This is a genomic window from Alistipes sp. AM16-43, from assembly GCF_003435745.1.
GTDB classification, from domain to species: domain Bacteria; phylum Bacteroidota; class Bacteroidia; order Bacteroidales; family Rikenellaceae; genus Alistipes; species Alistipes onderdonkii.
The window spans coordinates 1-22,916 of record NZ_QTUQ01000007.1; the positions used below are offsets into that span (position 1 = coordinate 1).

The window sequence follows — 22,916 nt, forward strand, 5'->3', positions numbered from 1 at the left end:
TTTTTGCAGCTTTTATTTGGTTTTATCTTAGAATTCTACCGTCGGAATAGGCGGCTTTCTGCGGCCCGGACGCTACCCTGCGGACTGCCCCTCCAATAGCCATAATCCACGACACGCACGTCATATACCCCAATAGGCATAACAACCGCTCCCGACGTTTCGTTCAGCTGTCCGTTATAATTCGCATTGTCTGTTCAAAACGGTCGTCTGTTGTTCTTCTTCTCGTGGAGATAATTCAGCTCACCGCTGTAAATGTCCATGACAAATCGCAGCATATTGTCGACCAAGGCCGTAAGCCTTGTACTCTCATTCCCTAACAGGTGGAGTATTTCCGATACTTTGTGCTTGGTTCGGGTACTGACATAGATCGCAGAGCGGTTGCGGCAATCCACCGGAGCGAAGAACGTGCGTTCAAAATCCGGTAGCGTGAGCTTTTTCCGACGGAAACCGGAATGTTCTTTTACGGTACTCGCAGTGGAGTCTATGCCTGTTTTCTCAGCAGTCGGCGCCGATGCTACGGATGCAGTTGCCGATGTCTTTCCCTCGGGAGCGTCCGTATTTTCCTCTTCCGGCTCGGGAATCCTACGGACGACTTTCGAGTCCAAAGGGGCTTGTCCGGCGATCATCTGACGCATCAGTTCCTCGTCGACTTCGATACGGGGACGCTTAGCAGGATTGGGTGCGGGGTTGTCTTTTTCCTTTAATGAATCCATGGTGCAACGTTTTTGAGATTGATTGTCAGCCATACGAGCATAGAGTATGTATGTCTGGTTTATTGGGTTAAACCATTCAAAATACCGTTTTCTATTTCATGCAGTTTATATCGGGATAATGAACGCAATAAGAAAACCGACCTTTCATGCTGCAAGATACAACCGGGTGAAATACCTTGGTTCCGATGTCCGCTCCAGACCGCTCCAGTCCGCACCGAGGGTTTGTTTTGGCGCCCGCATGGTTGTAATATTGCAGAGGGAAACGACCCACCCTCGGAAGCCGTAGCGGAGGTTTGGCATAGATTTTTCGAAAATTTTTCCGCCGCGGATTTTTCGCCTCACTTGAGGCGAGCGAGCTGTACCTTCGTATGCCGAAAATTTTTTCGGCATACGAAAGGTGCCCGCTCTGCGAGGCCGGGTGGCGTTCCCGAGTCACGCCACTTAAACTACCAGACTGATGACAACCACAAAAAAGAGGATCGGACGCCCGACAACGACAGATCCCAGAGTCCACAGGTATAATTTCAAACTCACCACGGAAGAGAATATCCGCTTTAAGCAGATGCTTTGTAAGGCAGGATCGGAGCATAACCGCAGCCGGTTTATCGTAAAACGCATCTTCAACGAGGAGTTCGTTGTCGTCAAACGTGACTCATCGAAGGTGCAATTCATCGCACGGCTCAACGACTTTTATTTCCAATTTCAAAAGCTCGGGAACAACTGTGCGCCCGTCAAGGCGATATAATAAATATAGCGATGGCAAGCTATTAGGTAAGTGTTCTTTGCAAATAACCTATCATCAACCGACTTATCTGAAAGGGAAACCGGACAGGGAGTGTAGCATGTCGGGGGTAAACCATAAGTCAGTCAGTTACCGGACTGCGACTGAATGGGGTGATGAAAGACAGATATGAGGATAAAATCCGGATTGATTGAATGACAGCCTGAGCGGTACCTAGCGAAACTGTGACGTTAAGGTAACTATACTCGTCATATCGTGATACTCTCATTGTGGTAGTTGTACAGAGAGAGCAAGAACTTATCACGACGCACCTGCAATAAGCAGTAAAAGGCGGACGTCATATCCGACAATCTGTCGCGCCATAGTTATTATATCGCAAACGGGGATTACCTAAACCGGAATGCCGTAAGGCTATTGGACGAAGGTCTATGAATATCCGGCATGGTAACGGAGCCGCCGTAGTAGTCCGAGCGAGGGAAAGCCTCGCACACGGCGAAGGGCGGCAGCTAATATTCATTAATACGATTAACGGAAAATGCGAGAGGCATTATGAGAAGTCCCGCAAGAGTATTAAACAGTCTGACAAAGCATAGTCAAACCACGGAATACAGGTTTGAGAGGCTTTATCGTATTCTTTTCAATGAGGAAATGTATTACCTGGCTTATCAGCGAATATATGCCAAGCCGGGTAATATGACACAAGGTGCAGACGGAGAAACCATCGATCGTATGAGCCTTCCCCGCATTGAGAAACTGATCCTTTCGTTGAAAGACGAAAGCTACTCACCCCAGCCATCGAGAAGAATGTACATCCCGAAGAAAAACGGAAAGACACGACCTCTCGGCGTACCCTCTTTCGACGACAAACTGGTGCAGGAGGTAGTACGAATGGTACTGGAAGCTATTTACGAAGGTCATTTTGAAGATACTTCGCACGGCTTCCGTCCGCATCGCAGCTGCCACACCGCATTGAATGCCGTACAGAAGACTTTTACGGGTAAGAAGTGGTTCATCGAAGGAGATATAAAAGGTTTCTTCGACAATGTCAATCATGATATTCTGATCGACATCTTGAAGGAACGTATCTCCGACGAACGATTCATACGACTTATCAGAAAATTTCTGAAAGCGGGTTACTTGGAACAATGGCAATTTCATGGAACGTACAGCGGAATGCCGCAAGGTGGAATTATCAGTCCGATATTGGCCAATATCTATTTGGACAAACTGGATAAGTACATGAAAGAATATGCTTCCAAATTCGACAAGGGAGATAGGGGAAGACAGCAACGGGAATACGAAGTTCTCACTTACCAAAAGAGGCTGGTTATGCGTGAACTCAAAACAGCGACAAATAATGTAGAAAGAAAAGTGCTCGTCAAACGGCTCAAAGAGATAGACAAAACCCGATCCGCGATGCCGTGCTTCGACCCTATGGACGGAAACTTCAAGAGGCTTAAATATGTGAGGTATGCCGACGACTTCCTCATTGGAATTATCGGCAGTAAAGAAGATGCCGTAAAGATCAAGGACGATATAAAGCGTTTCCTTGCAGACAGACTGGCATTGGAACTATCGGATGAGAAAACGCTCGTCACTCATACTGAAAAGCCTGCAAAATTCCTTGGATATGAGGTGACTGTCCGCAAGTCGAACCTGCAAAAACGGAACAAACGGGGAAGCCTGTCCCGTGTGTATGGAAACAAGGTCAGATTAAAGGTAACGACCGAAGTAATAAAGAAAAAATTGCTGGAACTCGGCGTGCTGAAATTCAGCTATCATAACGGGCACGAGCAATGGATTCCCAAACACCGGTCGGAACTTATCAATAATGACGACCTTGAAATCCTTGACAGTTACAATGCCTAGATCAGAGGGTTTTACAACTATTACTCGATAGCTAACAACGCTTCTGAACTGAACACTTTTCACTACATCATGCAGTACAGTATGTACAAAACCTTTGCCGGGAAATACCGGACCACGGTAAGACGAATTTGCCGGAAATACAAACGCAACGGAGTCTTTACAGTCGGGTATACGGTAAAAAACGGCAAAGCAAAAGAACGTCGCCTATACAATGAAGGGTTCAAAAGAAAAAGACCTTCCTATGATCGGTTGATTGACAGATGCCCGAATCCAATGCCCGGCGTCAGCACCACAAGCCTTATAGACAGGCTGAAAGCTCGGAAATGCGAGTTGTGCGGTGCTACGGATAATCTGGTTATGCACCATGTGCGTAAACTCGGAGAACTGAAAGGCAAGGAGAATTGGGAAAAACTGATGATTGCCAGACGTCGAAAGACTATGGGCTGTATGCGGTAGCTGTCATCAAAAGATACATCATGGAACGTTGTAGACTGACAATATTAGTGGAGAGCCGGATACGCTGGAAGGTGTACGTCCGGTTCGGAGGCGAGTATTGGGAAACCTATCATAGAAATATGACAAGGCGCCGGGTACTTAGCCTACATAATCAGATTGTAAAGGCTGTCAATGCGCACTTTTCCAACGTCGCTATCCCGCATCAGATCGCTATGCTGGAGCAGCGAACAAGAGAATTAAAGGCTCTGAGTATCGAGATTCTGAACCTTGCAAAACAGGCTAAGGAGTGGTTGCGAATATAAGATCGGGCTCCTCGCCCAGTGGAGCGTTGTATTATAACAAGGAGAAAGTGGATAAGGATGAAGCCGAAGTGCTCCTCTGGCAGAAGATGTTAGAACCCTTCGACAAACACGGGCGACTGGATATCGACGCTTGCATGGAGAGTTTCCGGCCGTACCTCGAAGCCAACAGAAGGACGACCAGCACGGTTTTCCATGCTTCGCTGAATTCCTCGCCGGAAGACAAGTTGACCGACGAACAGCTCCGTGAGATCACACAAGAATACATGGAACGTATGGGTTACGGCAACCAGCCTTATATCGTCTTCAAGCATAAGGACATTGACCGGCAGCATCTCCACATCGTATCGTTGCGCGTCGATGAGAACGGACATAAGCTGTCGCATGATTTCGAAACAGAATAACGGAGAGCAACGGCAAAGAATCGGGACTGTGGCTTTTCCGCGGTTCCGTTTTTTGCGCAGCGGGACATTATAAGATCTTCGACATCAACCTGCGGCAGCATTTCTATTCGTCGGAGGTGGTCCACGACTCGCTCTGCCGCAGCAATATTCTGAAAACAAACGACGAGGAGTTGACCGTCGTAAGCCGGATGTTCGGCATACAGGCGCAGTGCCGCGACCTGCTCGAAAAATACGGACTCCGTACCGTGATACTCACCTGCGGCGCCGTCGGAAGCCATGTATTCACTCCGGACGGCATGTCGTACGTCGCCACGCCGCACGTCGAAGTGGCCGACGGTGTCGGCGCGGGGGATTCGTTCACGGCGCAGATCAGGAAGGAATATGCGGCGGTCAGTTGACCGCCGCTTGTTCTGATGAAACACCCGGAGACTTTCGTTTGCAATAACGTTCGCACTGCCCGGCGATGTCGTAGCCGAGCATCGCGCCGAGCATGAAATCCTCCTCGGCGGAGAGTTCGTTGAGCGGCTTGTGGATGAATGTCGCCACGGTCTCCAGACACATGCGGTTGCCGAAGTAAAGATTCACCTTGCTGTCGGTCACCGACTGAATCCGGTAAGCGATACCCAGCCTTTCCAGCCGCTCGGAGAGCAGAGAAGCGCAGGTGCGGCACATCGTGCAGAGCACCAGACTCCGTACACCTTTCTGGAACTCGTAAATCTGGTGCAGGAACAGCTTCATCGAATCGTAACGGCTGAACTCCTCGGCGCTCATCGTTACTCGTTTTTAATCTGTTCGCACCATGCGGCAACCCGCCGGTCGGTCTTGTCGGACGCGCTTTCATCGACGGCAAGTCCCACGAACTTTCCGCCGCGGCAGACCAGCGAACCTGTTTCGTCATACCCTTCGGGCGCATAGGCTCCGACGAACGTGCAGCCGCTCTGCTGCAAGCCGTCGTAAATCAGCCCGACGGCATCGCAGAACGTATCGGGATAGGAACCGCTGTCGCCGCAGCCGAAAAGCGCCACCTTTTTACCGCTCAGATCCTGCGCCTTCAGCTGATCCAAAAAGCCGTACCAGTCGTCCTGCAATTCGCCTGCGCCCCACGTCGAAGAACCCAGCACGAGCAGGTCGTATTTCTGCACTTCGCCGGCCGGCGTATCGGCCACATTGTGTACATCGGCGTCCGCGACGCCCAATTGTTTGGCAATATCCGCAGCCACGGCCTCGGTCGTGCCCATCGTACTGCCGAAAAAGATACCAGTCATAATTTCGTCGTTTTTGGTTTACGGCAAAGAAATAGCATTCCCACCGGATCGTCAATACCGGATTTTAGGGGTTTTGGCGCGGCCGGATAGCATTATGATGGGATGCCGCACGAACGCAACTCATTATTATTGGTGATGATTGCAATGCAATTTACCAAGATATGGCGATTGCCGCATATGCCGGGGCGCTATACTTTTGTCCCGTGAAAACAGAACTATGCGGCTACTCCTGAAATATTTGCTATTTATCCTGCTGCCTGCGTACACGTACGGGCAGTCCGGCCGGCCCGACGCCGGGATCACGTTCGAAGTTACCGATTCCCTGCACAATCCGCTGGCGTATGCTACGGTGGCGCTGACTCCTATGTCGGGGGGGGGGAAAGGCCTACGCGACGACGACCGATGAGGAGGGCCGGGCACGTTTCACCCTGCCCGCGAATACCTACAATGCGGATATCTCATATATCGGATATGTCTCCCAACGGATGGAGGTACGGCCCGTCAGCGGCAGCGACATGCTGCGGACCGTCCGGCTCCGGACAAGCGACACGCAGATCCGCGAGGTCGTAATCACGGCGACCCAAGTGCGGGGACCGGTCTCGGGCGTGCATATCGGCCGGGACGCGATGAACCACATCCAGCCGTCGAGTTTCGGGGACCTGCTCGAACTGCTGCCCGGCGGACGGGCCTCCGACCCCTCGTTTTCCTCCTCGAACCACATTCATCTGCGCGAGATCGGCACCTCGAACAGCGATTACCAGACTACATCGCTCGGCGTTTCGTTCGTCATGGACGGAATTCCGATGTCGAACGACGCGGGCATGACATACAATTCGGGAACGACCGTCGGCAATAATATTTCATTGAACAGAGGCGTCGACATGCGCACGATGCCGACCGATGAAATAGCTTCGGTAGAGATTCAGCAGGGCATTCCGTCGGTCGAATACGGCGATCTGACCAGCGGACTGATCAAGATCAAGCGCAAGGAGGGAGGCCGCAACCTCGAAGCCCGCTTCAAAGCGGATCTGGGCAGCCAGCTGCTCTATGTCGGCAAAGGATTCGAATGGGGCGCTCCGGCCGACCTGCTGACGATGAACGTCGGCGCGACATGGCTCAACTCCCACGACGACCCGCGCAATACGCGCCAGAACTACCAGCGTGCGACCGGATCGTGGCGCATGAAGAAACGCTGGGAAAGCACCTCGGCCTACCGTTACACGTTGGGCGGATCGCTCGACTACACCGGCTCTTTCGACCGCCAAAAAAGCGACCGGGATATCGACGAAGGCCCGGCGGGCATCCCCCTCGAACGCTACAAATCGAGTTACAACAACGTCGTCGCGGCGGTGAATTTCACCGCCGAATCCAAGGGTGCGAATTTTTTCCGCAGCTTCGATTTTTCCGCTTCCGTCTCTTCCGAATTCGACCTGATCGACCGCTGGCGTTACCGAGCGAACAGCGGCAACGTCCCTATACGCACGGCAGTCGAAGAGGGCGTCTTCGATATGGAAGTGCTGCCGGTCCGCTATGAAGCGACCCTGCAGGTGGACAACAAACCGTTCTACGCCAACGCCAAGGCGGTAGCCCTGCTGGGAGCCGACACCCCGCTGAGCCGCAACACGATCCGCATCGGAGCCGAATGGAACATGTCGAAAAATTACGGCGGCGGTCTGCTTTACGACGTGACGCGCCCATTTACCGACCTGATGAGTTCCCATCCGCGGCGTTACGACGCCCTGCCGGCGCTGCACCGGCTCTCGGCGTTTCTGGAGGACAATACGACGATTACGGCCGGCGAGTGGCGGATCGAGATAATGGCCGGACTGCGTACGACGGCCATGGCCAATCTCGGAAGCCGTTACACCCTGCAGGGCAAATTCCATTTCGATCCGCGTGCCAACCTCTCGGTGACGCTTCCGGCGTTCGACATGGCAGGCGACCCGATGCGTATCACATTCGCGGGCGGCGCGGGATGGCACACCAAAACGCCTACGCTCGACCAGCTCTTCCCCGAACCGGACTACTCCTATTACACGCGGCTCAACTATTTCCCGGCGGACGACGAATCGAAACGCCGTATCAATGTGGAAGTCTTCAAGCACGACCCCACCAATTACGACCTGAAGGCGGCGCGGAACTTCAAATGGGAGGTGCGCGGCAATGCGGAGTGGAACGGATACGGATTGTCGGTAACCTATTTCCGGGAGAATATGACCTCGGGATTCCGCACCTCGACCGACGTACTCACCCGGACCTACCGCGAATACGACACCGGACCGCTCAAGGATATGGAGTTCACCGGACCGCCGCAGCTCGAATGGCTTCCCTACAAGGACAAAACGGTATTCCAGACCGTCGGCGTCAAGACCAACGGAAGCCGCACATTCAAGCAGGGCATCGAATTCTCGCTCTCCACGCGGCGCATCCGGGCGCTGGCCACGAAACTCATCGTCTCGGGCGCCTATTTCAAAACCCGCTATGAGAACAGCGAACCCCAGTACGTCCTGACGACCGTACAGCTCGCAGAAGGGACGCCCTATCCTTACATCGGGCTTTACGATCAGGACGACAACACGTTTCACGAAGTATGCAACACCAATTTCCTGCTCGACACCCAGATTCCCAAACTGGGGCTGATTTTCTCCACGTCGTTCCAATGCCAGTGGTTTTCCGGCATGAAGGCCGAATGGTGCAATCCTGCGCCGACCAGCTACCTCGACCTGCAGTTACAGGAACATCCGTTTACGGCCGAGTCGGCAGCCGACGGTATTTTGCAGCATATGATCCACGACAACGTATCGAAAGAAGCCTATCTCTACCGTCTCACGCCTTTCAGTATGAACGTCAATCTCAAAATCTCGAAACGGCTTTACCGCGACCGGCTCAACATTGCGATTTTCGTAAACCGGCTGTTCACATACAGTCCTTCGTACAGAAACGAGACCAACGCACTGGTACGCCGCTATTCCAGCCCCTATTTCGGCATGGAACTCAACTTCAAACTGTAATGCGATGATGATGAAATCTACCATACGGACTCTGTTTCTGCTCTCCGCACTGCTGTTTTCGGCCTGCGAAAAAGACGATTCGATTTTCACCGAACTGTCCATCCGGTTCGTGATGCCGGACAGCCGCCCCGTCGAAAAGCTGGAAATACGCACGGACATCTCCTACTTCGACAATATCAACTCCGGAGAGCGGGTGCCATTTCCCGCCGCCGAACAGAACAGCGCGACAATACGGCTCCGCAAAGGGGTTTACACGTTCATCGTCGAAGCCGACGCGACCTATTCGACCGGAGAAAAGAAGATTCTGCGCTGCACGGATTACAATCAGATTCCAGCAGCAATGACTTGGGTAGAGGACAGCGAATCGATCGTGTTGTTACTAAAATCGATCTGACGATGATGAAGGCCCTTTTCCTGTCGATACTGGCGCTGCTGCCCGCCGCCGCTTCCGCCCAGCGCGATACGCTCGGCGTATTGGAGCGTTCTTCCGTTTTCAGCGCGGAGGACGAACGGGCCGTAGCCGGATTTCATACGGAGTCGCCCGCGATGATGCTCTACCGCAGCGAACAGTCGCTTTCGCAGATCTCGCTCCGCATCGACCTGCGCCGTGAGCAGGAGGCGCTGCTGCAGCCGCTGGGCGACGGAGCCTTCGACGGGGGATTTTATGCCGAAAGCTACCGGCGGCTCAGCGAGCGGTCGGCAACGTGGGCAGACGCCCGGTACGTCCGCGGCAACCGCCGCAACGTCTGCTGGAACTCCACGGCCGACTACCTGCTGCTCTATCCCTGCATCACGGCGGATTCCGCCGGAGGAAACCTCTCGACCGAGGAATATGCTTTCGGCGGCGGCTATGTCCACCGGGTGGGACGCTTCGACCTTGCGATCCGGGGCGACTACCGCGCCGGACAGGAATACCGTCAGGTCGATCCGCGGCCCCACAACGTCGTGTCGGATTTCACGATCAAACTCGGCGTAGGCATGCAGTTCCCTCAGTACGTTTTGGGGCTGGACCTGCAGGGGCGGCTCTATAAACAGGATCAGGACATAGACTTTTTCTATCCGCCCGGCGCCAGCTCTTCCGAGCTGTATATGACCGGACTGGGCAGTTATTACACCCGCTATTCACTGAACAGCGAGAGTTTCAACATCGGCTATGACGGAAAGGGTTGTCTGCTGGCGGCACAGCTCATGCCGCGGCACGCGAAAGGCTGGTATGCCCGTGCCGCATTCGAAAGCCTTACGACGGAGCGGCTCAACAAATCCAACAACACGGTCCCCATAACCCGGCTCAAAACCCGTCAGGCGACCCTCTCCGCAGCCTACCGCAGCGGCCGCTGGAGCCTGCGCGCCGGAGGCGGCTATGAACTGCGCCGCAGTATCGAAATGATAGCCGACCGTACGGGACACAGCGTCATCGTCGATGAACAGGCGATGTATAAGAACCGTATCTGGCACGCCGACGCCGAAGCGACCGTCGAATGGCGGCGCGGCACGGTGAATTACATGCTCAGTCCCCGCGCGGAATGGCGGCAGTCCACGGCCACGTACGCCTATCCGGCACGGCGGATGCGGCTCGCGCAGTTCTGCGGAGCGGTACGCGGCAGCGCAGAATGGCTCCGTCCGCAGTGGCGCGTGAAAGCGACGGCAGGAATCGGCTGTTACGTCTCGCCCGACGAGGAGGTTTCGCTCAGCAACGTGCTGAACAACATTTCGGAATACCTGACTTACACGGCGGCGCGGCTGAGCGGCCGGGCCGTCGCCCCCGAGGTGTCCCTGCGGGCCGAACGCCGCCTGAGCCGGAATCTGGCCTGCTTCGCCGAGGCGGGGTGGACGCCCCGGTTTTACAGCGGAGGATTGTCCGAACACGTTCTGACGGCGACGTTCGGCATCCTGTTCTAAACGATCGAACCAATATTTGTCAAACCAATAATAAAAACCAATTATGAAAAAGCTTTTCTTAATTCTCACCACGGCCCTCTTCGCAGCGGGCTTCGCATCCTGCACCGACGATCCCGAAGAAACGGTCAATCCCGTCGTCGTATCCGAAATCTTGCGCGCGCTCGGCGGCAATGTGCTGGTAAACGTGCCCGAGGAAAATTTCGACGTGAATATTCCCGCCGATGCTGCGTCGTGGGTTCAGATCAATGAAGCCGAATCTTCGGGCAAAGCGCTGGTGCTGTCCGTCGATGAGAACGAAACGGGGACGGAACGTTCGACCGTCGTGAACGTGACGCGGAGCGGCAAGAGCACCGTTCTGGCGACCGTAACTATCAAACAGAGCGACATCACGCTGCAAGCCGGCGAATTCGTGATCGAGGAGATCTACTTCACAGGCACGGCGCTTCCCGAAACGGGAAAGCCTGACAGGTGGCTGGGCGACCAGTACATCAAGATCCGTAACAACTCCGACGAAGACCTCTATGCCGACGGCATGATGCTGATCCTTTCGAGCGGACTCAATTCGGGCATGAACAGCGAGATGATCGAAGGCAAGGACTTCCGCAAGGAGTGTTGTGCGGGCAATGCGTTCTACTGCATTCCCGGCAACGGACAGGATGTGCTGGTCAAAGCCGGCGAGTCGCTGATCGTCGTCAACAACGCCCAGAACCACACCATCGGCAACCCGAACTCGTGGGACGCCACGAAAGCCGATTTCGAGTGGTACGACGTTTCGTCGAACGAGAACTATCTGGATATCGACAACCCCGACGTGCCCAACCTCGACAAATGGTACGCTTCGACATTGACGGTCCAAGTGCTCCACAACCGCGGCTTCAACGCCGTGGCTATCGCCATGCCGCCCGTCGGCCTGACTGCAAAGCAGTTCCTCGCCGAATACCCGCTCGAAGACGCCCAGTATATCTTCCACTCCCCGAACGGCTCGGACTACACGATGCCGCTGCGCAACTGCTACCGCGTGCCTAACGAATGGGTGCTCGACGCCGTGAACACGGGCTGCCGCGACGAATACTACATCGCCCCGTGGGACGCTTCGCTCGACGCAGGTTACGCATGGTGCGGTACGGCCGACGGAGATGCCTACCGCTTCGGCAAGTCGGTGATCCGCAAGACCGGTTCCGACGGCAAACTCATCGACTCGAACAACTCGACCAACGACTTCGAGTCCAATACGAAGGCGTCGCTGATCAAGTAAGCCGGAAGAACGACCATTCTTTATGACCGATTCTGTCATCGAATGCCGCAACCTCACCCATTGTTACGGGGAGCGGCTGATATACAAAGACCTGAGTTTCGAGGTTCCGCGCGGGCGGATCCTCGGACTTTTGGGTAAAAACGGCACCGGAAAAACCACGACCATCAACATTCTGAGCGGCTATCTCCAACCGCGCGCCGGACAGTGTCTGATCTTCGGCGAGGATATCCGCACGATGCGGCCCGAAACCCGCGCCCGGATCGCCCTGCTGATCGAGGGACACGTGCAGTACGCCTTCATGACCATCGAGCAGATCGAACGGTTCTATGCGCGGTTTTATCCCCGCTGGAACCGCGACGCCTATTACGGACTGATGGAAATGCTGAAGGTGGCGCCCCGGCAGCGCATCTCGCGCATGTCGTGCGGACAGCGTTCGCAGGTGGCCTTAGGGCTGATTCTCGCCCAGAACGCCGATCTGCTCGTGCTTGACGACTTCTCGATGGGACTGGACCCCGGTTACCGCCGCCTGTTCGTAGAATACCTGCGCGACTATGCGCAGAGCGAGGAGAAGACCGTTTTCCTTACCTCGCACATCATTCAGGACATGGAAAAGCTCGTGGACGACTGTATCATCATGGATTACGGAAGCATTCTGGTACAGATGCCCGTCGGCGAACTGCTCGGTACGTTCCGGCGATACACCTTCACGCCGGGCGCCGACGTCACGATCCCTGCCGGCGACGGCCTCTACCACCCGAGCGTCGTGAACGGGCGCGCCGAACTCTATTCGTTCGACTCCCCTGCGACGGTACAGGGCGTGCTGGAGCGCGCGGACATTGTCTGCAGCGACCTGCGCGGCGAAACGCTGAACCTCGAAGACGCTTTCATCGGACTGACCGGAAAATACTAAACCCGAATTATGATCAAAGCCATATTCTACAAAGAGTGGATCAAAATGCGCTGCTTCTATCCGCTGAGCGCATTGTTCCTCTTCGGAGCCACCGCCTATGCGCTGCTGCGCGTCCAACGGGTGATAACCTTCAAGGGTGCGGCGCACGTCTGGGAGGTGATGCTCGAAAAGGAAGTTGTCTTCATCGACATTCTCCAATACCTGCCGGCCCTGCTGGGCGTATTGCTCGCAGTGGTTCAGTTCGTCCCCGAAATGGCCCAGAAACGGCTGAAGCTGACGCTTCACCTGCCCTTTCCACAGTGGAAGATGATTCTGCTGATGTCAGGCATCGGGCTGGGAGCGCTGGCATTGCTGTTCATCGTGCAAACCGCCGTGCTGTGGGGGTACTTCCACGCCCTGCTGGCGCCCGAACTGGTCGCGCGGATTCTGCTGACGGCGCTGCCGTGGTATCTGGCCGGGCTGACGCTCTACCTGCTGACGGCATGGATCTGTCTCGAACCCACATGGAAACGGCGGCTGGCGAATCTGCTGATCGCCGTGGGCGTCTGCCGGATCTTCTTCCTCTCCGACACCCCGCAGGCCTACGACGGCATGCTGCCGTGGCTGGCGCTGCTGCTGGTATGTTCGCTGTTCTTCCCGCTGCTTTCGGTATACCGTTTCAAGCAGGGATGTCAGGATTAACCCGCAAAACGACAAATCTATGATAAAGAGTATCAAAACCGGAATAATCCTCCTTGCGGCGCTTCTGCTGGCATGGCTGCTGCCGTGGTGCTACGCGTTCGTGTTCGCATCGCCTTCGTGGTCGCCGTTCACGCTCTACAGCTGCGTGACGCACGGATTCGCATCGGTGGATTTCGACCGCGAAAACAACGTCGCCGGACGCGATCTGCAGGGCAACACCTACACCCAGCAGCAGTTCGATAGTATCCTGCCGACGTTCTATTACCGCCAACTCGCCGCCGAAGGGAGGTTTCCGTCCGAAATCGAGGGCGTGGCGGTCGAATCGCGCGACGTGGAGCGCACGAACTTCATGTTCCGCACGTCGCCCGGCGAAATCAACCGCCGCAGACCGACGGTCTATCAACTGCTGGAATCGATGCCCGACCGCATCGATTTAGAACCGGCGACGGACGTGTTCCGCATCACCGGCGAGGGAATCGAGTTCGTCGATATGGAGACCAACACCATCGACCAAAAGAAGAGCGCGGCATTCACCAAAGTCCTGCGGGACAAGGGATTTTCGTTCCCGGCCCGCGTCGTCTCCGGCAACCCCTCGACGCGCAAGCGGTACGACAACGGCTACCTGCTGGTGGACGACGCGCTGCGCGTCTACCACATGAAGCAGGTCCGCGGCCGCCCGTTCGTGCGCCGTACCGACGTTGCGGACTCGCTGCAAATCGGCCAGATTTTCGTCACGGAGTTCGCCGACCGCAAAAGTCTCGGTTTTCTGGTGGACAGCGAAAAGCGTTTCTATACGCTCGGTGCGGAGGATTACAAACTGCACGAGATTCCCGTCGGGAAATTCGGCCCCACACGGGAGAACATGATGATCATCGGCGACATGTTCTACTGGACGGTCACCATCCAAGGCGCCGAATCGAAACGCTATGTCGCCGTGAACGCCCGCGACTATTCACTGGCGGACGAATACCGCCCCGAAGAGAAACCGCAGGCATGGGCCGAGTACGCAAAATACCTGTTTCCCTTCGAACTGTCGTTCACCTCGCCGCTGGACGGCTACGTAAAGCCCCGGATTGCGGAGGTGTCGTTTCAGGCCCTCTGGCTGGGACTCGTGCTCGGCGCGTTCTATGCGCTCATCCGCCGCAGATCGCCCGGCGGACGGCTCTGGCAGACCGTCGGCGTCGTCTTGTTCGGACTCTTCCTCTTCGTCCCGCTGCTGGTATTCGGCACGGCAAAACGATGACAACAAACCCATACGCAAGAGAAGGGCGGACGTTTTCGACGTCCGCCCTTTTATCACACGCAGTTTCCCGGATCAGGTCAGGAAAATAAACAGCAGCGGAATCAGAATCCCCGCGATCAGCTCGACGCCTCCGCGGCCCCGCAATCCTTTCGGGCCGCGCATCATCACCAGCCCGGAAAGCACGATTACGATCAATCCCGCTAAAAAGACATCCGAAAAGACCGTCCACCAGCGCGACGGATTGTAATGCAGCCGGTTCAGACTGCTCAGCACGGGCCGCTTGCGGATCGACTCGTAGACGGCGTGTCCCGACGCCAGATCGACCGTCAGCGAACTGCCGCCCCGGATAAAGACTTTCAACCGGTCCGGTTCGGGAAAGTAATGTTTCAGGTAATTGCCCTCCTCGCCGACGCGCAGGAGCAGTTCCTCGGCCCGCGCACGGGTCCACTCCTGCTCGGCGCGCGGTATCTCCTGTGCGAAGACCAGCTCGGTCCGGCGCACCGAATAATCGGAATTGAAATCGCGTTTGTGGTTGAGCATGAAGCCCGAAACCGCATAAATCAGCAGTACGCCCGAAAAGAAAAAGGAGAGGTCGCGGTGAACGGGCCTGCTCCATTTCCTCACGGCGGACATAAACGACCGTGTCCCCATGACGTGCAAAACTTCTTATTTCAAAACTTCATAACTCCCGCCGTCCACATGGTAGAACGAAAGGTATTCCTTGCCTTCTTTGGCTTTGCGGTCGGCGATACGGGCACGGAAGTCGGCGATACGCTTTTCGGTGCTGCTGGCAACCGATTCGCCGCGGGCCTGATGTTCGGCGCTGCATCCGGCTTCGCCCTCGCCGTGCTGCCGGGCGATCTGGTCCTTGAGCCGCAGCTCCCACTCGGCAAGGTAAGCCTCGTCGATCCGGTCTTCGACCAGCGTGCCCGTCACCCGCACGACGTTGTTCACGCATTCGGGCTTGAAGCTGCCGATCTTCTCTCCGGCTTCAATGCGGATCACCTGCGTATCGTCGGTTCCCATTAGGAAAATCTTGCGGCCCCCGTGGCGGCAGATATGCGTGCAGACGCCCTCGACCGTCACCTTGCCGCCGGTCAACTTCTCAGCATCGGCGAGCAGGTTATCGACCTCCATGACGGAACTCTGCGTTTCTGAGGTTTGAGTCTCCGAAGCGTTCTTTTTATTCGGGTTCCTGCCGCACCCAGCAAGGAAAAATACGGCGGCTGCAAGCGCCGCACAATAAACGAAATGTCTCATAATCGGTTTGAATTTTTTCTTCGTTTTCCGCATTCGGCGCAACGGGCCGTCCCGCAGCGTCTCGGCAGATTTTAGTAATACAAAGAAACGACATTACGCCGGGAACGGCAATACCTAATTTTAGGGGTTTTCAGGAGCCGCAATACCTTTATAGATGGATAGCGGCCGCTCCGAGACCGGGGTTTCAACGCTCCGTGATCTTATAATCTTCGCCCAGCACCCGCTGCAATTCGGCCAGCTCCGGCTCCCGCCCAGTGAATTCGACCGTCGCGGCAGGAGGATCGAGAGTAACAACGGCACGGAGACCTTCGATGCCGTTCAGGGCCTTTTCGACATGCATCCGGCAGTGGTTGCACATTATTCCTTCGATACGATACTCTTTTTTCATGGCTGTTTGTTTTTTTGGTTATAAATTCTGTATTTATTTTATGGACGGCTTTCGTGCCGAGCCGTTTTGTACTCAGCTGCAGGCTATTGGCCACAACGCTCACACTACTCAGGGCCATGGCGGCCCCGACGAGCATCGAATTGAGCAGAAACCTGGTCAGCGGATAGAGCACGCCAGCGGCGACAGGCACGCCGATCAGGTTGTAGATAAACGCCCAGAAAAGGTTCTGCCGAACGGTGCGCACGGTCGCGGCCGAAAGGCGGACCGCCGCGGCGATCTTCGTCAGGTCGGACGAAAGAATCGTGACCTTCTCCACGTCGATCGCAATGTCGCTCCCCTGCCCCATGGCAATGCCCAGATCGGCCTGCGCCAGCACCGCACTGTCGTTGATGCCATCCCCGACCATTGCGACACAGCGACCATGGCAGCGAATTCTTTTGTCATAAGAAAATTGCAAAAACTATCGGTACAAAAGTATGTTTTGTCGATTCATATGCTTCCCCTGACAGAAAAGGGGCAATTGAAAATCAGAATAAACCATCAGGCAATATATACTGAATGGGGCAGATTTCTTTGTGTTAACGGAAGAGTTTATTAAACAAGTGCAATACAATGAACAGAAGACATCGGGAAAATTAAAATTTTCTTCGTCTAAAAAAGTTCTTTAAACTAATTTCTTAAAATTGCACTCGCCGGTTGACCCTGCCTAATTTGCCCATCTCGAAAATTTTTCGTATCTTGCGATAGGTTATTTGAAATGCGGTATTTGAGCGCAAGAAGCTGAAAACAAACCGTTGCCTTCTCGTTACCTACTCTCCTATACAAAAATGTAACTACCATATAAATCAAGTCGTTACATTACTTTAATCCCGCACCCGTATGGTACGGTGCGTATCCTTGTCGTAAACCACCAGGTAGGGCATGCGTTTGGCGGTGATGCCGATTCCTGCATAACGGTCTGTCTCCCAGAATTGACCGTTGAAATAGGTGTATTCGCCCCTGTATTGTTTTATAAACCTTTCGAAATTGCCCCTGCACAGTTTTTCATAGTCGCCGGGAAGCGCATGGGAAGGAATGTCGAAAATATATTTTGCATATAATTTTTTATCCCGGAGCATGTATACTGCCGGCCGGAATGCCTTTTTGTAGATAACATCTTCGTCGAAGCCCTGCAAATCGTATTTGTTGCTGAAATCCATCGAGTACTTGTTTTTATAGACTTTTGCCCGAATATCCCCCTCGGGGCCTATCTCGAGCAATTCGTAGTTTTTCAGCGAATCGCATTTGGAATTATCCCCGCCGACGGCATAAATGGCAGAACCGTCGCCGCCCGACTCTATCTCATAAATTGAGTAGGGCAGGCGTACCGATCTTATAAATGTTCCGTCGGGATTGTAATAGAGAAGTTTATGGCCGAACATGTCGAACACCGTTACGGTCGAGTCTGATACGATGAAATCCGTCGGTTCGATAAACTCTCCGGGGCCGCGGCCTCTGCGTCCTATACGATTGCGGAATTTACCCTCTTCGTCGAATACGAACAGGGCTTTTTGCAGGTGCCGGTCCAGTATGTAGTACTTTTTATTCCGGCATGATAATTTATATACTTCGCCGACAAGGCATTCTTCCGATGTCTCGAGGCGGGTGAATTTATGGTTGCGGACAATGCTGTCCAAATCCGGCGTGTCGTTGCTTGTGGCTATTTTAATTGTAGTAGCCCGGCTCTCGTCAATACGATGATCCGCAGATTGTGGTGCGCCGCAGCCTGTAAAATATCCGGCCGTAATACAGGTTATAACAATTACTGCTGTCCGATTCATAGCCTCACATCTGAATTTCATTTCCGTTATCCGGGTGCCGTCATTCCATCGTCACGCACATATTTTCGAAGTCGATCCGTATCCGGCGCACATCGACGATGTTGTTCATCTGCCCGTCATAACCGGGCACCTCCGCCGTATGCATGTCCTCCGTGTCGAAAACGACCCGCACCTCCGGCAGGATCACCTCCCGCGATCCTATCTTCGCGCAAATGCCGCCGAGTGCATGGTAACGGTATTCCGCTGCCCCGGCCGCGGTTATTTCCGACCCCTTGCGGACAGAACCCAGTTCCGGGAGCGACGATGCGTGTTCCGCATAGAACTTGCCCGATAAGCGGGGTTTGGCGTTCATCCCCGTGTCCCAGTGCATCATTGCCGGGATACCGTTCAGTTCCAGCCACAGGTAGGGGATGTTGTCTTTCAGCATGAAGTTGGCAATCCCGGTTTGCGGTTGCTTCCCGGTGTCGAACGTGATGGTTCCGTGCTCTACATCCACGGTCAGGGCCGACAGCTTCCTCAGCGTCGAAATCCCCAGCATCGCCCGGATCCGTGTGATGCCCGAATCGGCGGTCGCTTCCCGATTCCGTGCCGCCAGACCGTCGGGGAAGACACAGCAAATCTCGTTTTTGAGGGTGATGGATCCGATTTGCAGGGAGTCGAGAATTCCCAGTTTCATGTAAGATGCCGGGGACATCCGCAGTGAATCCTGAAATATCCGGACACCCAGTTCGTCGGCCAGGCTCTGGTCTATCGAAGTATATTCGGCCCCGATATCCAACAGGGTTTTCACGCTTTTGCCGCAATAGCCTGCGTTCAGGTAAAATAGGCCGTCCTCCAACTCCATGCCGACCGTGCCGGGGGAACCCTCCCGCGAGCGGTCGATCACCTCTATCCGGGGCAGCCTGGCAATTTTCCGGCATTGCTCCAGCCCCGAGGCGATCCCCTTCCGGGTCTGGTCGTCGAGGTAGGGGGCGTCGTAGGCCAGCATATAGGTGAATACGGAGTCCATTTTCGCATAGGCGCGCAAGGAGGCGAGGTTTTTGGCCATCAGCATCCTGTACATGACGGCTTGTCCCCCGAGCTGTCCGCCGTATTTGGCCAGCAGCTCTTCGACAGCGGCCACCCCTTCGGCCGGCCTGTTGAAATATGCTCCCAGGAATGCGCCGGAAATCAGGCGGATAACCTCGGACAGGTCGTCGTGGCGGGTGTCGTAAAGGGATTTGGCATCGAACCATTTTTCCTGGTTGATGTATTGGAAAATTTGCTGGTCATACTCCTCCTGGGCATAAGTATGGACGGAAGCACCCAGAATCGGGAAAATGAGCAGCCCGAAAATTTTTCGTAACATGGTCGACCTTGTTTTAGTTGCAATTTACTGTGTAGTACCGATTTTCGTTATGAAAACCCGCAATCGCCCGTCAAAAACCCGAATCCGGTTTGAGCCGGGAGTCGCCGCACGACCGGTTTGTTGCACAGGCCGGAATCCGGCCTGCTATGATCCGGGTATTCCGGAAGGATGTTGTTTTTTTATTTTCAGATGCGAGATGAGCAGGGATGCAATGTGTTTTTGGGTTTGTATTTGTGAAATAATTTAAATCCAATATACGGATAAATAATTTATTTTACAATTATTCAGTCGATTAAATACTATTTTATTTTTTTTTAACTGCATCCTGCAATTGCCGTCTGCCTTTCCCTGCCGGCCTTTGGCAACCGGACAAACGCCCCCTCCCGGCCGACTGGTCGGGAGGGGGCGTTTCAGGATGCTGCTTTTCGGGTTGCTGTGTTCCCCGTCACGCGATCCGGGTTGTATCCCGCGATGCTGTGTCCTGCTGTGCACGTTTGGGGATGTTGTGTGCCGCGGTGCTGTGTACGTTCCGGGATATTGTGTTTCGGGTCATGCGATCCGGGTCGTGTGTCCCGTGATGCTGCCCCGGGAGCTTTACAGGCGGTTCTTCTCATCGGCCGAACCTGCTTCGACCGCCTTGCGTTTGAAGGTTTTGCCCGACTTGAAGTTGTAGGTCACCCCGATCGTGAAGCTGCGGTCGTTCCACTGCTGTTTGACGTCGACCATGCGCACGAACCCGTCGCCGCGGGCACCGATGTGCTGCGGGCGCTCGATCAGGTTGCGCACCGAGAACGAGGCGGTGAACTTGTCGCCGAAACGCTTCTTGATCCCTGCGTTCAGGAAATGGAGCGGTTTTACCCAGCAGTTGCCGAAGTCCATGCGGCTCTGGAACCGGTACGACAGGTCGATGTAGAATTTCGCGGGCAGCGAGAAGGTCGTCGAGCTGTTTACGAAATAGAAGTTGTAATGTTTTTCGGCGCTGTGCTCGTCGATGCGCTGCCCCTGCCGGATGTAGGTGAGGTTGAGGTTCAGCGTCCACCATTTGGTGAACTGGAACGGTGCGTTGGCCGTGAGGTAATAGTTTTTCGTCGTGTCGAAGTTTGTCCACGCCAGGCACAGGCGCGCCGGGTCGTCCGCGTCGGGGCGTATCGTCTGCTGTATCTCGTCGCGCTGGATCGTCATGCCGCCCGTGAGGGTGTACTTGTGCTTGAGCACCAGCGTCAGGCTGATGTCCTGCTTGTAAGCCGGGTCGAGTTCGGGGTTTCCCGTCTGGTAGGTGTAGTCCGAGATCTGGAACCGCTGCGGGTTGAGGCTCCAGAAGCGCGGGCGCTCGATCGTGCGGGCATACTGGGCGATGAGCGAGTAGGCCCCGTCTTTGGTCAGGGCATAGGAGACGTTCGCGTTGGGGAAGAGGCTGAAGTAGTTCTGCGAGATGTCGCTGCCCTTGCCCCGGGTGTGGGTGTATTCGCCCCTCAGCCCTGCCACGAGGCTCCAGCGCCCGAGGTTGGCCGAGGCGATGCCGTAAGCCGCCGCGATGTTCTCCGTATAGTTGATCGTGAAGCTCTGGTTGTCGTTGCACACCCACGCGCCGTCCTTCACGTATTCGTAGAGCGCGTCGTTGTGCATGTCGTTGTAGGTGAACTTGGCGCCTGCGCGCAGCGACCAGCGGGGCGAGAATTTCTTGTCGAGGGCCAGCGTGGCGGTCGTGATGTCGTAGAGGCTCGACGAGTTGTCGCGGTAGGTCGAGTCGACGGCCGTGGTGGGGGAGGTGATGCGGCTGAAATTGTCGTTGCCGGCCTCCGTTTCGCGGCGCGTGTAGTCGGCCAGCAGCTTGAGCGTCGACCCGAGCGTGTCAAGCTTGTAGATGTAGTTGAACGTCGCCGAATAGTTGTTGCGGATGTTGCGCGTGTCGTAACGGCTTTGCGTACGGGTCACGACGCCCGCGTCCGTGAAGTCGGTATAGGAGTCGTTCGGGCCCTTTTCGTTGTTGCGCCAGTATTCGAACTCGGCGCCGATGCTGTGCTTGGGGTTGATTTCGAATACCGAGCCGATGCTGCCGCCGAAGTTGCGGTCGCGTTCGGTGATTTCCGAATGGGACGTGAGGTTCGTGTCGCCCGTGGTGTAGTCGGTGTGTTCGTCCGAGACGGCCGTGTCCTTTCCCAGGTCGGCCCATGCCGAGGCATAGAGGTCGAGGCGCCCCGTGTGGATGTTGATGTTGCCGCTCGGCGTATAGAAGTGGTGGCGCCCGTTCTGTGTGGTGCGCATCGACAGCGATCCGTCCAACCCGTTCTCGCGGCGCTTGCGGAGCGTGATCCTGATGATGCCGCCCGATGAATCGGCGTCGTAGTCGGCGCCCGTCGTCGGTACGACCTCGATCTTCTGGATCTCCTCGGCGCGCAGCGAGCGCAGGTAGGTGAGCAGCTGCTCGGGCTCCATGCGCAGTTCGCGGTCGTTGACATAGACCTTCGAGCCCGACTTGCCGTTTATCGAGATCTTCTCGTCGTCGAGCCAAACGCCCGGAGCGCGTTCCAGCAGCTCGATGCCGTCCTTGCCGATCGCCGCCGGGGCGTTGGCTACGTCGACTACGAAGCGGTCGGCCTCGCGGCGGATAAGCTGCGCCTTGACCACCACGCCTTCGATCCGGGTCGCCGAGCTTTTCATCACGATCTCGCCCAGGTCGTTGTTCTCCTCGACCCGCACCTGCCGCACGACGGGGTCGAACCCGAGGTATTGTACCGACAGGGTATACTCGCCCGAAGGCACTTTCAGCACGAAGCGGCCCGTGTCGTCGGTGGCCATGCCCGCCACCTGGTCGCTGCCTTTCAGCAGCACGACCGTAGCGTACTCCACGGCCTGTCCCTGTTCGTCCACCACGCGGCCCTCGGCCGGATAGATGCGGGCTGCGAATGCGTTTGCGGCGGCCAGCGCCAGTATTACGATGAGGAAGATAAGTTTTTTCATACTATTCTGTCGTTGTTTGTAATCTGCACTGCATTTTAGTTGACGAGGCAAAGATATGTAAAAATATTTGTACTTTGCAATACATAGTACTAAATTTTACGAAAAAAATTATCCTTTCCCGGGGAGGGGCGGCCGTTCATGCATGAAAAAACGCGGACTCCCCTCTGTCGGTAGATGGGTACGACCAAGCACCCGAAGCCAAACAGGTAGAGCCCGCGCGTGACGCGGGAATACTACTGTTTTCTTGGCTTCGTTAAAATTGGTCGTTTTATCTACCCAAAAACAATAGCTTTCGCTAATATGTATGGCACAAAGTTATAAAAAAGGCAGGAAATTCAAAACGGAATCTCCCGCTTTGCTGCCTATTACCTGCGGCGACCGGCCGGCTGCCG

General features: G+C 55.2%; 17 protein-coding genes and 4 pseudogenes. 12 read left to right on the forward strand and 9 right to left on the reverse strand.

Annotated features, from left to right (window positions below; translation table 11 throughout):
- Positions 1-194 precede the first annotated feature (194 nt).
- Positions 195-713 (reverse strand): DUF3408 domain-containing protein, encoded by a 519-nt coding sequence (locus tag DW189_RS11820; RefSeq protein WP_117508344.1) that lies wholly within the window; start codon positions 711-713, stop codon positions 195-197.
- A 457-nt stretch (positions 714-1,170) separates the two neighbouring features.
- On the opposite strand from DW189_RS11820, the gene DW189_RS11825 reads away from it, so the two are divergent.
- The 5 genes and pseudogenes from DW189_RS11825 to DW189_RS11845 all read left to right on the forward strand — a co-directional run.
- A complete protein-coding gene (locus tag DW189_RS11825) occupies positions 1,171-1,458 on the forward strand; it encodes a hypothetical protein (protein ID WP_117508345.1) in 288 nt (95 codons plus the stop codon).
- Between the two features lie 546 nt (positions 1,459-2,004).
- Positions 2,005-3,814, forward strand: a pseudogene (locus DW189_RS11830) (reverse transcriptase domain-containing protein).
- A 112-nt stretch (positions 3,815-3,926) separates the two neighbouring features.
- A pseudogene (locus tag DW189_RS14535) lies at positions 3,927-4,082 on the forward strand (mobilization protein); the annotation flags it as partial.
- Entirely contained in the window at positions 4,067-4,483 is a 417-nt protein-coding gene (locus DW189_RS11840) for a relaxase/mobilization nuclease domain-containing protein (RefSeq protein ID WP_117508346.1), read from the forward strand. The pseudogene DW189_RS14535 and the gene DW189_RS11840, both read left to right, overlap by 16 nt.
- A 62-nt stretch (positions 4,484-4,545) precedes the next feature.
- Positions 4,546-4,848, forward strand: a pseudogene (locus DW189_RS11845) (PfkB family carbohydrate kinase); the annotation flags it as partial.
- Positions 4,849-4,873: 25 nt separating this feature from the next.
- Here DW189_RS11845 and DW189_RS11850 read toward each other — a convergent pair.
- Together DW189_RS11850 and DW189_RS11855 are read right to left on the reverse strand one after the other, a co-directional pair.
- Positions 4,874-5,254, reverse strand: coding sequence for a DUF2023 family protein (locus DW189_RS11850; protein ID WP_009597722.1), 381 nt, complete (start codon positions 5,252-5,254; stop codon positions 4,874-4,876).
- Positions 5,255-5,256: 2 nt separating this feature from the next.
- Complete coding sequence (locus DW189_RS11855) at positions 5,257-5,748, reverse strand: flavodoxin (RefSeq protein ID WP_117508348.1); 492 nt, start codon at positions 5,746-5,748, stop codon at positions 5,257-5,259.
- Between the two features lie 485 nt (positions 5,749-6,233).
- On the opposite strand from DW189_RS11855, the gene DW189_RS11860 reads away from it, so the two are divergent.
- Genes DW189_RS11860 through DW189_RS11890 form a run of 7 tightly spaced genes read left to right on the forward strand, consistent with a single transcriptional unit; the run spans position 6,234 to position 14,747 of the window.
- Entirely contained in the window at positions 6,234-8,759 is a 2,526-nt protein-coding gene (locus DW189_RS11860) for a TonB-dependent receptor plug domain-containing protein (RefSeq protein WP_259295441.1), read from the forward strand.
- A 4-nt stretch (positions 8,760-8,763) separates the two neighbouring features.
- Positions 8,764-9,153 (forward strand): hypothetical protein, encoded by a 390-nt coding sequence (locus tag DW189_RS11865; protein ID WP_009597716.1) that lies wholly within the window; start codon positions 8,764-8,766, stop codon positions 9,151-9,153.
- A gap of 2 nt (positions 9,154-9,155) precedes the next feature.
- Positions 9,156-10,658, forward strand: coding sequence for a DUF6850 family outer membrane beta-barrel protein (locus DW189_RS11870; protein ID WP_117508349.1), 1,503 nt, complete (start codon positions 9,156-9,158; stop codon positions 10,656-10,658).
- 43 nt (positions 10,659-10,701) lie between these two features.
- Complete coding sequence (locus DW189_RS11875) at positions 10,702-11,913, forward strand: DUF4876 domain-containing protein (RefSeq protein ID WP_019150587.1); 1,212 nt, start codon at positions 10,702-10,704, stop codon at positions 11,911-11,913.
- A 22-nt stretch (positions 11,914-11,935) separates the two neighbouring features.
- Positions 11,936-12,823: an ABC transporter ATP-binding protein gene (locus DW189_RS11880; protein ID WP_117508350.1), complete on the forward strand. Its 888-nt coding sequence runs from the start codon at positions 11,936-11,938 to the stop codon at positions 12,821-12,823.
- Positions 12,824-12,832: 9 nt separating this feature from the next.
- A complete protein-coding gene (locus DW189_RS11885) occupies positions 12,833-13,504 on the forward strand; it encodes a hypothetical protein (protein ID WP_014776532.1) in 672 nt (223 codons plus the stop codon).
- Between the two features lie 19 nt (positions 13,505-13,523).
- Positions 13,524-14,747 (forward strand): DUF4857 domain-containing protein, encoded by a 1,224-nt coding sequence (locus tag DW189_RS11890; protein WP_015547715.1) that lies wholly within the window; start codon positions 13,524-13,526, stop codon positions 14,745-14,747.
- Positions 14,748-14,819: 72 nt separating this feature from the next.
- On the opposite strand, the gene DW189_RS11895 is transcribed toward DW189_RS11890, so the two are convergent.
- From DW189_RS11895 to DW189_RS11920, 6 genes and pseudogenes are all read right to left on the reverse strand, one after another.
- The gene (locus DW189_RS11895) at positions 14,820-15,380 is read right to left on the reverse strand and encodes a PepSY-associated TM helix domain-containing protein (RefSeq protein ID WP_015547716.1); all 561 of its coding nucleotides are present in this window, start codon (positions 15,378-15,380) and stop codon (positions 14,820-14,822) included.
- A gap of 33 nt (positions 15,381-15,413) precedes the next feature.
- A complete protein-coding gene (locus DW189_RS11900) occupies positions 15,414-16,040 on the reverse strand; it encodes an OB-fold nucleic acid binding domain-containing protein (protein WP_117508351.1) in 627 nt (208 codons plus the stop codon).
- 151 nt (positions 16,041-16,191) lie between these two features.
- A pseudogene (locus tag DW189_RS11905) lies at positions 16,192-16,834 on the reverse strand (metal-transporting ATPase); the annotation flags it as partial.
- Positions 16,835-17,258: 424 nt separating this feature from the next.
- Positions 17,259-18,236 carry a 6-bladed beta-propeller gene (locus DW189_RS11910; protein ID WP_117508352.1) on the reverse strand — a complete coding sequence of 326 codons (978 nt, stop codon included), beginning with the start codon at positions 18,234-18,236 and terminating at the stop codon, positions 17,259-17,261.
- Positions 18,237-18,255: 19 nt separating this feature from the next.
- Positions 18,256-19,563, reverse strand: a complete 1,308-nt coding sequence (locus DW189_RS11915; protein ID WP_117508353.1) for a retropepsin-like aspartic protease — start codon at positions 19,561-19,563, stop codon at positions 18,256-18,258.
- Positions 19,564-20,157: 594 nt separating this feature from the next.
- Entirely contained in the window at positions 20,158-22,524 is a 2,367-nt protein-coding gene (locus DW189_RS11920; RefSeq protein WP_117508354.1) for an outer membrane beta-barrel protein, read from the reverse strand.
- Positions 22,525-22,916: the final 392 nt, after the last annotated feature.